The organism is Aequorivita sp. CRS11 (assembly GCF_059693805.1).
Genome location: NZ_JCATIG010000002.1, coordinates 15,993 through 29,344 on the forward strand (window position 1 = coordinate 15,993; position 13,352 = coordinate 29,344).

The following is a 13,352-nucleotide window of genomic DNA, read 5'->3' on the forward strand; positions in this document are numbered from 1 at the left end:
TATCGCAGAAGCGCAGTAAATTTATTTATTTAGAAATTTAATTAATTCGTCTGTCGACTCCTTTGCGGCTTCTTCGTTGTATTTCAAAAGGTAATGCTTTTTGCTGATAAAGGGAATATAGCGATAATACTTTCCTTTTTCCAAACTTGCTACATCGTATCCGTGATATGCATCGTCATACACTTTAATGGTTGCGTTTTCGGCTATCATATACTTCAAAATATCATCAACTTTTACGATTCTGTCCTTTCCGCCTGTCAAAACGAGCACTGGAACTTTTGGTTTAAGTTGAATTTCGTAACCATTTGCAGGATAAAACATTGCAATGCTCTTCACTTTAAGCCTTTCAAGTTCTGAAGCGTCATTTGCCAAAGGAATTAAACCCAAGCCTGCGCGCGACCACCCCACAATACTTCCATCAGAATTGGGATCAATTTTTCCTTTCTGTTTTGCCCATTTTAAGGCTTCTTCCAGCGTCCAAAGAATTTGTGCGGGTTCCTCTTCGTCCACGTCTCTTTTGGAAGCTTTATAAGCTGCGGCATTATCAACCAGCAAAACCGAAATTCCCTCGGCGTTGAGTTTTTCGGCAACGTCATAATAATGCGTTGTGTCCTTAAAAATCCGCAAGCCACCGGTTCCGGGAAGAAATACCGCCCATTTGGAAGCATCGTAATCCTTCGCTTTTTGAAAGTGGAAAAAGTCTGTCATTACTGCATCTTTCGGCACTTTTTGCATCGGGATACAGCTTGTGAAAAACGAAAAGGCGAGTATTAATTTAAATATGGTTTTCATAATAATTTTATTTAAAGCCCTAACAAATCCAAAAACTTCAATCCAAAAATGAAGGCCCCATCACTTCCGCCATTGTAGTACGACCGTACATAATCTACACGTAGCAATCTAAACTTACCAATGCCAAGGTTATCTATACCTACGGAAAATTCTGAATATGGTTTTCTTTCTTCGGTACTTAAAAAATGTGCGCCAGCTACCAAGTTGAGGTTGATTTGATTGATTCCGGGGATTTTCCCCAAAATCCACCCGCGGAAATCATGCTCCAAATGTCCCTCAAAATAGCTTTTGTTGGTGCTGAAATCGTAATAGGGCATCAAGTTAAAAACATTGGTATAATTCGGCGAAGTGCCCACCCGCGTTTGGTTTCCGTTGAAGTGTTTGTAATCAATAAACGAGATTCCATCGCCATTTGCGAATGTTCCCCCTTTTAAATTGTAGTAGAACTGGCCCTTATTTCCCAAGGAAATGGATTGGTTCAAACTGGCTTCAAATTGGGTGTAATCATAATAGCTTTCAGTAATCGCCGTTCCGTTTTCCACCGAAAGATTTAACTCAGGGTATTTGTTGTCGCCAATGTTGAATTTCATATCAGGGTTCGAAAAATACTTTTGTGCGAAGTTGATTCGCGTGCGGATTTTGCTCTTTACAATGTTGTGTTCCTCAATCGCAGCGTTGTTGAAATCGTTTGGAGCCAATGGGTTGTTGCTCGTGTAGCTTACATCATCAAAAGGAATGGTAACATAATCGGTATTGTTGAAAAGCGGCTTTCTGTTTTCATAAGCCACAGCGGCATACAGGTGCAGCCCGTTAAAAACTTCCTGACTGTAGCCGATTCGTCCGAAATTAAGCTCGTACAGCTTCATATAGTTTCTTTCAAAGAAAAGGGTGGCGAAAGTATTTATAAGTGGTGAAATAGGTTCGGAAGCGTTAAATTGGGTCACTGTGCTTCCTCCGGAAAGGGAAATACGCAATTTATCGGTCCAATTAAAATTCCGAAGAATGTCTGCCGTAAACCGAAGTCTATCTTCCGCAATGCCATAATCTGCACGAAGAGCTGCCGAAAGGGTATTGGTTTGGTTATCATCGTACCATTTGTTAAACGTTAGTCCCGCCGTACTCTTCCATCCCTGTATGGTATTGAAATTTATGTTGGGCAACGGGCCTTCATAGCCGACGGACCATTTTTCAAAGGAATTTTTAAAGGCATAGCCTGTTAACAAGCTCAAAACACCAGGTTTGTTTGACTTGGCATCGAGCGAATCCAAATAGGGCTTGGAGCGCCTTAAAACCTGAATGCTGTCTTTTTTTAGGTAATCCTTAAGCTCTTCATCAGTTAAGGGCACGGGGCGGCTACCTCTCCAAAACAGACTGTCTTTTTTGTTGGCCTCGGGTTTAAAGGAAAGCACTTCGTTGGTAAAGGATTTTTTGGTAAACTGTGGCTTAAATTCATAATTGCTGTAAACGGCTATAAAACGACCATCGCCCTCCATTCCCAAAAAACCGAAACCGAAATCGACGGATTGTGAAATTTTCACCCAAAACTCATTTGTAGTATCGTGCTTATAATTCTGCTTCACCATCAAATTGCTCACAAAGGGCACTTGTATGGCGGCGCCAGTTGTAGAAAGTTCCACGCCGTAAAGTTGCCAATCGTCTTCAACTATATAAACGTAGCCTTGCCAAACCCTGTCATTTGGGCGTTTGGGAATGACTTTTATTTTATTGATAAGTTTGGGGCCTTCGTAAAAAACGCCGTCCAATTTATAGTTGTAATAGCTCAGCGCATTATTGGCAATGGGTGAAACGAGAGCTGCGTTTAATTCAATCGTATTTTCATAAAAAGAAAGATTGGCGCTTTGTGCACTGTTAAAGCTGAAGCCGTTATCGTTCCCGCTTACTTTGCTGGCAATTATTTTTTCAGTGAATTTATCGGGTTTTTGGTAGGCTATTTCTGAGATGGTTTCTGAGAGGTAAATGATGCCCGTACGTGTAGAATCAAGCATTCCGTCAAAATCACCCACTTCCTGCCCCATTATTTTTTCGGGTACGTTCTTTACTTTCCAGAGGCCGCGTGAGTAAAAGTCTGCAGAGTATTCACTTAGCTTTTCTAGGTTTTCTTTGCGTTGTGCGATTGTCTTTCGAATGATACGATAAGCGGGATCTTCTGAAGTGTTAACCACAACTTCATCTAGGCTGGTGGTTTCTTCCTCGAGGGAAACGTTTAGAATAAAAGGAAAAACGTTGGGGGAAATGGTTTTGGTCAAGGTTTTATAACCCAAAAACTGAAAGATGATTTTGTAATCAGTATTTTCAGCTACATTTAGTGAATAATTACCATCGTCATTTGTGGTGGTGCCTATGTAGCTATCTTGAAGATAAATGTTTACGTAGGGCAGGGGCTGACCTTTGGTATCAGTGACTTTCCCGATTATTTGGGCTTGAAGAAAATACGTTGAAAAAAGTAGAAAAACAAGGATTGTTTTTTTCATAAAAAGGAACAATGGGTACTATGGTTTATTCTTCAACCAAAATACCAAAAGCTTGTGTGCCAGTAAAATTTTTATGAATTAATTATTAAAAGCCTTTTTAATCCTGCTTAGCTGTTTTTTAGAGTCGCGTTCTTTAATGGCTTCGCGTTTGTCGTATTCTTTCTTACCGCGGCAAAGGGCAATATCTACCTTGGCCAAACCTTTATCATTGGTGAAGAGTAATAGGGGTATTATCGTAAGTCCGCTGTTTTTTACTTCTTTTTCCAGTTTTTTTAGTTCGCTGCGGTTCAATAGTAGCTTGCGCTCGCTTTTTGGGGAATGGTTGTAATGTGTTGCGTGGCTGTATTCCTGCACGGTCATGTTAATCACAAAAAGCTCCCCATTGCTGAAATCGCAAAAACTTTCGGCAATAGATGCCTTGCCTTCGCGTATGGCTTTAATTTCGGTACCTCGAAGCACAATGCCGGCAGTATAGGTATCGAGAATTTCGTACTCAAACTTAGCTTTTCGGTTTTTTATTTTTACGTTTTTCTGAATTGCCATAGGTGCAAAAGTAGAATGAATAATGAAAAATGTATGATGTTTAATGAATAATTAATATTTCAATATCTACTACTCACTACTCAACAGTAATGGTTTCTACCTTTTTGTCGCTGCCGTTTATGGTTACCTTAAAAAGTGTGGAATTATCATTATCGTCCATATCCTCAAATTTTTCTTCGCCTATTAGCTGGTTTACCAATTGCGGGGTGGTGTTGCTGTGGCCCGCAATAAGCACAGTCTTGCCGTTCGTTTGTTTTAAAAATTCTTCCGAATAAACAGTATTGGGGTCGTAGCGCTTTGGGGAAATCTGTTTTTGCTGTGCTATGAGCGAAATGGTCTGCTTGGTGCGCATGTATTTGGTAATGTAAATTTCATCAATCTTGATGGGTTCAAAATAGGTGGCCCAACGCTTGGCGCGCACCATGCCGTCTATATTTAAGGCAGGATCTGGGTCTTTAGGGTCTGTGCGCACTTTTTCGGCATGGCGTATAAGGTAATAGGTGGCGCTGTAATTACCAGAAATACTTTCCTGGGTTTGGGGAGTCTGTGAGGTTTCTTCTTTATTCTTTTGTTGGCCGCAGAATGTAAAAAATGGCAATATTGTTAACAGTACGATGAAATGTTTCATAAATTTTTTTTTAAATAACATTTTTTAAGACTCATTGGCAAAGTTATAACTAAAACGGCTGAATCTTTAATATTTCATTATTATAAATAGGATGCTAACTGTTGTAATTTTATAAAACGAAAAAGAAAAATTAATTTAACTTAAAACAAAAAAGCTATGAACGAAGATCAGTTTAAAGGAAAATGGAACCAAGTAAAAGGTAAGTTTAAACAAGAATATGCAGACCTTACCGATGATGACCTAAAGTATGCCGAAGGAAAATCTGATGAATTGCTTGGTCGCCTTCAAGAGAAGACAGGTGAGTCTAAAGAAAAATTGAAGGAAAAGATTGACAAGTGGTAGTTTTCACCTAAACTTTAATTACCACTTTATTTGAAGCCGGGCCCCTTAAAATTTCAAGTTATTGAGATTTTAAGGGGTCTTTTTTTTGTTTTCAAATTTTGAAAAAAATTCCGCTTTAGTCTTTCTGTTTTTTTATTACATTTAGCACTCTCCCCAGTTGCGGCTCCTGCCGCTTATAGTATATTGTATAACTTTTTTATTGATTACTTATGGCAAACATAAGCTACAACCAGATCCACGAAACGCTGGACGAGGCCACCTTGGCGCTTATACTTCAAAAAATTCAGGAAATAAGGGAGCTGCTGCCCAAAGGCACTCTCACTGATGCGGAACGCAAACGCTACCGCTCGCTAGACGTGCGCAACCTGGCCTTTGTGGAAGATGTGGTGCGGCTCAAGAACGGCATTGGCGCGGGTATCTTGCCCCCAGTACTGCTCAACGATAACACAGATACAGACCTAAAACTATTTAAACAACTGCAAACCCTGCGCAGCAGCATAAATGGACTAAACTATCTGCTGAAAGACGTGGAGCGCATCGTAGGGCACGAGGCCTACGGCACGGGGCTAGCGCACTATGGAATGTACAAGGTTTCTGCAAAGGCGGGCGTTCCCCACGCACAAAGCGCGATGGGGGAGTTGGCGTGGCGGTTTGAGAAGCAGGGAAAAAGGGAGAAAAAGAAGGGCGGGCCAAAAGAATAATGAATTTTGTTAGCCTTAAACATACAACTGTTAGAGATTGCCTAACACCCGTAAGGCTAAAACATACAGCTGTTAGAAACAATCTAAAACAAGTAAGTCTAAAACATACTTTTGTTATAAAACACCTAATAAATGTAAGGTTAAAACATACTTCTGTTAGAAAATACCTTACACGTGTTAGGCTAAAACATACAGCTGTTGGATTTTATCTTACAAAAAACACTAATTAACTATAAAGACTACTAAAAATGAAAACACAGAAGAAATTAATACCTCCACATTTAGGGAATTTACTGAAAACCTATTATAAAACAAACAGCATTAACAAATCTGGACTTGCGCGGGTAATGAACCGGAGCAGGGCGACCGTTCAAGATTATGAGGAGCGCAAGAGTTTGCAATGCAATGTGCTTTGGGATATATGTGTGGCGGTAGAGCACAATTTTTTTGCAGACCTGGCCGCGCAATTGCCGCAAACCTACACCACAAACGTACCCGAAGACACCACCCAAGCACAACGCATTGCACAACTGGAGGAGGAGAATAGGATACTAAAAACAAAGGTAGATACGCTACTGGCGGTGGTAGGGAAGGGATAAATTAATATATTAGCAGAAACATGGAAAATATACTGCATTTGATATATAATAGTTGTATGCCATTAGAGAGAACCGTGAAATACTTAATAATACTGACTTCAATTTTACTCTTTAGTTGCTCAAATAGTGCGACTGATACGATTACGCTAATTCCTGATGGTTATACTGGACCAGTAAAAATTAGCCTTTGTGACGGAAAAGGAAAAGAAGAAAAATTGGAAAATGGAAAACGGATTTATGAAATTGACACTAACGGACTTTTGATTACAAAGTTTAAGGCGGAGTTCGGTTGGCAGTTTAACAAATATTATTACGTTAAAGACAATAACAGACAAGAAATCCGATTTTTAAATTTCTATGATAAAGACGTGAAATTTGATAAAGATTCGGTTTATGTTTTTGGAGAACAACACTCTGGAACTGGAAGCAAAACGGACAGTACAGGAACATATCAAACCTGTCCAATTATCACATTTTATGTAGGGAAATACAAGAATGTAGAAAAGAAAATGCACGATTTGACTATGTTCTCATTCAAGACAACAGAACTGATAAATGAAAAATAAAAAACGGCATACAACAATAGTAACCGTTGCACAACCCCTTAAATTTTTAAGTCCGAACCAATATAAGCCGTTTTAAGCGGCTTTGTTTTTTTGATTGGACTTGAGAATGAGCCAAATTTGGTGCTTTTAAAAAAAGCCATGCTACATTCTGGAGCACTGTTTTTGGCAAAAAACACAAAAAAAGGCTTTCCGCCCCGCTTCTCGCTATCCGCAACCCTTGGCTGGCCAAGAAAGAAGTGCACTTTTTAAGAATTAATAAATTTAAAAGCTAACATTATTAAATTCAGAATATTAGCTAAATTTAAGCCTTTAAAACAACTACCGATGAAAAAGATACAATACCAAAAAAAGATAAATGCATCGTCTCAAAAGGTCTATGAAACGATGCTTGGCTTAAAAGATAAAGCTACTTATGAGTCGTGGACAGCAGCTTTCAATCCTACCTCCACTTTTGAGGGCAGCTGGAATGAAGGAAGCAAAATACTTTTTGTGGGGCAGGATGAAAATGGCAAAAGAGGGGGCATGGTTGCAGAAATAGTAGAAAATAAGCCTGCAAGTTTTGTTTCAATCAGACACTATGGAATTTTAGATGGCGATACAGAGATAACCTCTGGTGAAATGGTAGAAAAATGGGCAGGTGGACACGAAAACTACAAGTTTAACGAAAACAATGGCGTTACTACTGTAACCGTAGAAGTAGATGTTGTTGATGAATACTTGGATTACTTTGATAAGACCTACCCAAACGCATTAAACAAACTGAAAGAAATCTCAGAAAAGTAAACCACACGCTATTTATAGCTCTGAAACATACAAAAGAACTATTTAAAACCACTTTATTCTGTTTCTTCTACTAAAATAAAAACCCCTAGGCAAACGCCCAGGGGTTTATAGTTTTAATTTATTTATTGCTTACTTTTCATCGATAACGGCATCCTGGTTTCTAAAAACCAGTCCATCATCAAAGCTATCCAGCAAGATAACACTCTCGGTAGTAATTTTTCCGGCAAGTATTTCTTTACTAAGCTGGTTAAGTACTTCGCGCTGTATTACCCTTTTTACCGGCCTTGCGCCAAACTGCGGATCGTACCCTTTTTCTGAAAGGTACTTAATAGCTTCTGGCGTAGCGTCTAGCACAATGTTCTGTTTCAGCAACATTTTGGAAACGCCTTTCAATTGCAGGCCAACAATTTTCTGAATGTCCGTTTTTGAAAGTGGCGTAAACATAATAATGTCGTCAATGCGGTTTAAGAACTCTGGGCGCACGGTTTGTTTCAGTAAGGCAAGTACTTCTACCTTGGCACCTTCCATAGCAGTCTCAGGGTCTTTCACGCTCTCAAAACGCTCTTGGATTATCTGGCTTCCCATATTGCTGGTCATAATAATAATCGTATTCTTGAAATCTGCCAAGCGCCCTTTGTTGTCGGTCAAACGCCCTTCATCCAAAACCTGCAATAGAATATTGAAAGTATCCGGATGGGCTTTTTCAATCTCGTCCAGCAATACTACGCTATACGGTTTGCGGCGTACGGCTTCTGTTAGCTGCCCGCCTTCATCATAACCCACATATCCGGGAGGGGCACCCACCAAGCGGCTCACACTGTGCCGCTCTTGGTATTCACTCATATCGATACGGGTCATTGCGTTTTCATCGTCAAACAGATATTCCGCTAGGGCTTTTGCAAGCTCGGTTTTACCTACACCTGTGGTTCCCAGGAAAAGGAAACTACCTATTGGTTTCTTTTCATCCTGTAATCCTGCTCTGCTACGGCGTATGGCATCACTTACGGCCTGAATGGCTTCGTCTTGGCCCACTACGCGTTTGTGCAAGTGGTCTTCCAACGTTAAAAGTTTTTCTCGGTCGCTCTGCAACATTTTGGTTACCGGGATACCGGTCCATTTTGCAACTACTTCGGCAATATCCTCACGGGTTACTTCTTCTTTAATCATAGAAGAACCATCTTGATTTTCGGCAAGCTGGGTTTCAAGTTTGTTAAGCTCTTCCTGTGCTTCCTTGATTTTACCGTAACGCAATTCGGCTACCTTTCCAAAATCGCCCTCACGTTCAGCACGTTCGGCTTCCAGTTTGTATTCCTCAATTTGGGTTTTAAGGTTTTGTACATTGTCCACCACCTCTTTTTCACTTTGCCATTTTGCGTTGAGTTCGTTGCGTTCTTCTTTTAAATTTGCCAATTCTGAGTGAAGCGATTTCAGTTTGGTTTCATCTTTTTCACGCTTTATGGCTTCAATTTCAATTTCAAGCTGCATAATCTTTCTGTCCAAAACGTCAAGTTCTTCTGGCTTGGAATTGATTTCCATTCTAAGTTTACTGGCTGCTTCGTCCATAAGGTCAATTGCCTTATCGGGAAGAAAACGATTTGTTATGTATCGTTCTGATAGTTCTACAGCGGCAATAATTGCTTCGTCCTTAATGCGCACCTTGTGGTGGGTTTCATATTTCTCCTTAATTCCACGAAGAATTGAAATAGCGCTCTCGGTATCGGGTTCGTCCACAACTACTTTTTGGAAACGGCGTTCCAGGGCTTTATCTTTTTCGAAATATTTTTGATATTCATCCAATGTCGTTGCTCCAATGGCGCGCAATTCGCCACGCGCAAGGGCGGGCTTCAAAATATTCGCGGCGTCCATGGCACCCTGTCCGCCACCGGCGCCAACGAGGGTGTGGATTTCGTCAATGAAAAGCACGATATCTCCCTCACTGGAAGTTACTTCTTTGATTACGGCTTTTAGACGCTCTTCAAATTCTCCTTTGTATTTGGCTCCTGCAATCAGCGCGCCCATATCCAAAGAATAAATCTCTTTTGATTTTAGGTTCTCGGGCACGTCGCCATCAACAATTCTATGCGCCAAACCTTCCGCAATGGCAGTTTTTCCTGTACCGGGCTCGCCCACGAGCATCGGGTTGTTTTTGGTTCTTCGCGAAAGGATTTGAAGAATTCTTCGTATTTCCTCATCACGGCCAATAACGGGATCCAGCTTGCCATCACGGGCAAGTTGGTTGAGGTTTTTGGCGTATTTGTTTAAGGAATTATAAGTTTCCTCGGCACTTTGGGAGGTTACCTTTTCACCACCGCGGAGTTCGTCAATCGCGGCTTTCATTCCCTTTTCGGTTACGCCTTGGTCTTTCAGGCTCTGTGCAATGCTGCTTTTTGAGTTTAGAATCGCCAATAAAAGATGTTCTATGGAAACATATTCATCGCCCATCTTTTTTGCAATATTGCTGGCTTCGATTACCGTTTTGTTTGCTTCACGCGAAAGCATAATATCACCGCCGGAAACCTTTGGAAAGCTTTCCAATTGCTTGTCCAAGATTTGTTTTAGGGTAACAAGGTTTACGTTAAGTTTCTTTAAGATGAAAGGCGCCACGTTTTCATCCACCTCAAAAATAGCTTTGAGGAGGTGTTCGTTTTCAATTTGCTGGTGGCCGTAGCCCTGCGCAATCTGCTGCGCTTGCTGTATGGCCTCTTGGCTTTTTATTGTAAAGTTGTTAAAGTTCATATATAAAAAAGTTTGTTATTTATTGTTTGTGGTTTAGTGTTTTCAAATACAAAGCCACAATAAAATTAAGACATAATGTCCGTAAAAACCACTAGTTTAACAGACATTATGACTGATTTAAAGTTGTGCTTTTTATAATTTCTTTTAGATAATATCATGGCTATAACTTGTAGTTTTGTAAAAAAAGAAAACCATGGGATTATTAGATATATTTAAAACACCGAGAGACATTGCGAAAGAAGAAATAGTAGAAGTGCCGTGGCACGTTTTGGGCACTATGGAACAATTGGATGAACTCGTAGAGGAATCCAAAACCAAACCTATTGCTATTTTTAAACACTCCACCCGTTGCGGAATTAGCCGAGGGGTTTTAAAATTGTTTGAGAAAAACTACAATCTTACTGACAATCAGCTAAAACTTTATTTCTTGGATTTATTGCAAAACCGTGATATATCAAACGAAATAGCGGCTCGTTTTAAAGTGCAGCATGAAAGTCCGCAAATTATTGTTATTAAAAATGGGGCAGTGGTACACCATGATTCGCATCATTCTATTGAGGCTTCGCACTTGGAGCGATATATTTAAGATTTAAAAGGTATTGTCCCTTAAAATTTCTTTAAACCGTTCTTTTATATTTGTTCCGGCATCAAAGACCATTTGTTCGTTGTTCGGAAAAGGTATAAAGTAATTGTTCAGCAGTCTTCGGTCCTCGGGGGTCAGGGCGCGTTCATCGCCTCGATATTTTGCAAAGACATTTTCAAAAACAAATTCCGAGGAAATTGGAAAACTGTTTAATTGCCGCCTTCTGTTCAAATCCATGTAAACCACGGTGCCGCCCACAAATACACTTTTTTGCTGGGTGGTGATGGTAATCTGGGCTGAAACATTAATATACTTATCAATTTTGATTGGGTTGCCCAGACTGTCGCGCACAATATTCCCCTTGCGGTCACGACCATATTCATACCCATCCTTAATGCGCTGTGTTCGGGTATATTGCCTATCTGAAATTCGTTCAGGGGAAATTTGAATGGTCTGAAAATTTAAGTCAACTCCCAGGTCATAATTGATACCGTTCGTCCGTTGGCCGTGATATTCAGTCCAAAAATCATCCAATCCATAGGTGTTGAAATCAAGCAAATCCCGCTCTAACCGAAAAGGAATAAACTGGCCAGTATGATTATTTAAAGTAACAAATACGAAATCTGTTCCGCGAAAGCGGGCATCTTCCCTAAGCTGATGTACGTCGCGATAATTCGGTTGCACTTCATCCAATTCGCAAAAAACATTAAAAGCGCTTCTGTAATCCTTTTTAGTGTTGCGCTGCATGTAAGCAATAGCTTCTTGATATAAAGACTTTATATATGCATCTTTGGCACCTAGTAAATCATTGGTATAATCTGAAAATACAAAGTTTGCCTTTCTGCCCATCTCATTACTGTAGAGTGGAAGGAGGGGACGAATTAAATCTTGGCGGGCCTGCAGATCGAGATAAGTATAGTAAATTTCTTTGGCGCCAGCAGGACTATTTTCCTTTTTCAGAAAATTAATATGTCGAGTGTCATCTTCCTTTGCCTTTAAATAGGCTTCTTCCAAAAGACGAATGTGGGCATCGTATTCTTTCGCGTCTTTATCTTTTTGAAGTTTTTTTACGGCAAGTTCAATGGCTTGATTATAATTTCCTTGAGCAACGAATTTTTGGGTACGCTTCACGCTATTGCAAGAAGCGCTGAAAAGAGCCGTAAATAGAATAATGTAAAAAGCCTTCATACCGAAATTGATTTGGTTATGAAGGCTAAATTACAATAGTAGTGCCAAATATTATTGTTTGATGGCAGGTAAAAGCTTTGTTCTACATTCCCCAAAACCAATCCGCACTTTTTCGTTTTTACAGAAACCTTTTAAGATAACGGTATCATTATCGTTTATAAATTTACGTTCTGACCCATCGGAAAGTTTAATAGGCTTTTCCCCGCGCCAAGTAAGTTCTAGCATAGAGCCATAACTATCTGGCGTTGGACCTGAAATTGTTCCGCTTCCCATCATATCGCCACTGTTCACGTTACAGCCATTAATGGTGTGATGTGCCAACTGCTGGCTCATATTCCAGTACATATATTTAAAGTTTGAAGTAGAAACTTTTGTTTCAGTTCCTTTTTCAGGAGCAATATATACTTCAAGGTTTATGTCGTAGCTTTTCTTTCCTTTATACTGAAGATAGGGTAGTTGCTCCATTTCGGGTTTCGGGCCTTCAACTTTGAAAGGTTGCAGTGCGTCCAAGGTTACAATCCAAGGCGAAATGGACGAAGCAAAATTCTTCGCTAAAAATGGTCCGAGCGGCACATATTCCCACTTTTGAATATCTCGTGCACTCCAATCGTTGAAAAGTACTAATCCGAAGATATATTCTTCTGCCTCATCAACAGGAATTGGCTCTCCCAATACATTTGCATCGGTAGTTATGAATGCCATTTCCAATTCAAAATCTACCAATTTGGAAGGGCCAAACACAGGCTCCGTTGCACCCTCTGGCATAGTTTGTCCCCAAGGTCGTCGGGCATTAATTCCGCTCGGGATTATTGAGGAGCTTCTTCCGTGATAGCCTACGGGTATGTGAAGCCAGTTTGGCATCAACGCGTTCTCTTTTCCGCGGAACATAGTTCCTACATTCGTGGCGTGTTCCTTACTGGAATAAAAATCAGTATAATCGCCAACTTGCACGGGTAGTTGCATTTCTACTTCATCCATCGTAAAAAGGATGTGCTGTCTATGATCTTTGTTATCGCGAAGTTTAGGATTTTCCGCATCAAAAATATCAGCGATTCTATTTCGAACCAAGCGCCACGTTTTTCTTCCATCGCTAATAAAATCATTTAAGGTGTCTTGTAGAAAGATATCATCGGTAAGGTCAATTCCTTTAAAATATCCAAGCTGGTGCAGGGCGCCAAGGTCAATGGCATAATCGCCTATACGGGTTCCTATGGTGATAATATCGTCGCGCGTTAAAAATACGCCGAATGGTATGTTTTGTATTGGAAAATCAGTGTCTGGAGCGGTGTCCAGCCAGGTTTTGCGTGTGGGGTCGTTTGCGGTTATTGGCATTTTTTATATTCTTTTGTAGTTGTAAATAAAACTAGTTAAAAAAAATCAATTTATTAAAAATCAATAA

General features: G+C 40.1%; 13 protein-coding genes. 6 read left to right on the forward strand and 7 right to left on the reverse strand.

Features of this window, described 5'->3' with window-relative positions:
• Window positions 1–21: 21 nt before the first annotated feature.
• From AC58DT_RS03120 to AC58DT_RS03135, 4 genes are all read right to left on the reverse strand, one after another.
• Window positions 22–792, reverse strand: a complete 771-nt coding sequence (locus tag AC58DT_RS03120) for a dienelactone hydrolase family protein (protein ID WP_497215351.1) — start codon at window positions 790–792, stop codon at window positions 22–24.
• Window positions 793–803: 11 nt separating this feature from the next.
• A complete protein-coding gene (locus tag AC58DT_RS03125) occupies window positions 804–3,284 on the reverse strand; it encodes a DUF5686 and carboxypeptidase regulatory-like domain-containing protein (protein ID WP_497215352.1) in 2,481 nt (826 codons plus the stop codon).
• Window positions 3,285–3,362: 78 nt separating this feature from the next.
• Window positions 3,363–3,827 carry an SsrA-binding protein SmpB gene (gene smpB, locus AC58DT_RS03130; RefSeq protein ID WP_497215353.1) on the reverse strand — a complete coding sequence of 155 codons (465 nt, stop codon included), beginning with the start codon at window positions 3,825–3,827 and terminating at the stop codon, window positions 3,363–3,365.
• Window positions 3,828–3,903: 76 nt separating this feature from the next.
• Window positions 3,904–4,455 (reverse strand): SixA phosphatase family protein, encoded by a 552-nt coding sequence (locus AC58DT_RS03135; RefSeq protein WP_497215354.1) that lies wholly within the window; start codon window positions 4,453–4,455, stop codon window positions 3,904–3,906.
• 156 nt (window positions 4,456–4,611) lie between these two features.
• On the opposite strand from AC58DT_RS03135, the gene AC58DT_RS03140 reads away from it, so the two are divergent.
• The 5 genes from AC58DT_RS03140 to AC58DT_RS03160 all read left to right on the forward strand — a co-directional run bounded on the left by AC58DT_RS03140 (window position 4,612) and on the right by AC58DT_RS03160 (window position 7,446).
• The gene (locus AC58DT_RS03140; RefSeq protein ID WP_202336452.1) at window positions 4,612–4,797 is read left to right on the forward strand and encodes a CsbD family protein; all 186 of its coding nucleotides are present in this window, start codon (window positions 4,612–4,614) and stop codon (window positions 4,795–4,797) included.
• Between the two features lie 356 nt (window positions 4,798–5,153).
• Entirely contained in the window at window positions 5,154–5,498 is a 345-nt protein-coding gene (locus AC58DT_RS03145; protein ID WP_497215355.1) for a hypothetical protein, read from the forward strand.
• A 248-nt stretch (window positions 5,499–5,746) separates the two neighbouring features.
• The gene (locus AC58DT_RS03150; protein WP_497215356.1) at window positions 5,747–6,097 is read left to right on the forward strand and encodes a hypothetical protein; all 351 of its coding nucleotides are present in this window, start codon (window positions 5,747–5,749) and stop codon (window positions 6,095–6,097) included.
• A 74-nt stretch (window positions 6,098–6,171) separates the two neighbouring features.
• The gene (locus tag AC58DT_RS03155) at window positions 6,172–6,663 is read left to right on the forward strand and encodes a DUF6843 domain-containing protein (protein ID WP_497215358.1); all 492 of its coding nucleotides are present in this window, start codon (window positions 6,172–6,174) and stop codon (window positions 6,661–6,663) included.
• A 324-nt stretch (window positions 6,664–6,987) separates the two neighbouring features.
• The gene (locus tag AC58DT_RS03160) at window positions 6,988–7,446 is read left to right on the forward strand and encodes an SRPBCC domain-containing protein (RefSeq protein WP_497215359.1); all 459 of its coding nucleotides are present in this window, start codon (window positions 6,988–6,990) and stop codon (window positions 7,444–7,446) included.
• A 129-nt stretch (window positions 7,447–7,575) separates the two neighbouring features.
• Here the strand turns inward: AC58DT_RS03160 and clpB are convergent, their stop codons facing one another.
• Entirely contained in the window at window positions 7,576–10,182 is a 2,607-nt protein-coding gene (gene clpB, locus AC58DT_RS03165) for an ATP-dependent chaperone ClpB (protein WP_497215360.1), read from the reverse strand.
• Between the two features lie 193 nt (window positions 10,183–10,375).
• Between clpB and ytxJ the strand changes: the two genes are divergently transcribed.
• On the forward strand, window positions 10,376–10,768 hold the full coding sequence (gene ytxJ / locus AC58DT_RS03170) for a bacillithiol system redox-active protein YtxJ (RefSeq protein ID WP_497215362.1): 393 nt from the start codon (window positions 10,376–10,378) through the stop codon (window positions 10,766–10,768).
• A 3-nt stretch (window positions 10,769–10,771) separates the two neighbouring features.
• Here the strand turns inward: ytxJ and AC58DT_RS03175 are convergent, their stop codons facing one another.
• Both AC58DT_RS03175 and fahA read right to left on the reverse strand, forming a co-directional pair.
• Entirely contained in the window at window positions 10,772–11,953 is a 1,182-nt protein-coding gene (locus AC58DT_RS03175) for a hypothetical protein (protein ID WP_497215363.1), read from the reverse strand.
• Between the two features lie 51 nt (window positions 11,954–12,004).
• Entirely contained in the window at window positions 12,005–13,285 is a 1,281-nt protein-coding gene (gene fahA, locus AC58DT_RS03180) for a fumarylacetoacetase (protein ID WP_497215364.1), read from the reverse strand.
• Between the last annotated feature and the right edge of the window lie 67 nt (window positions 13,286–13,352).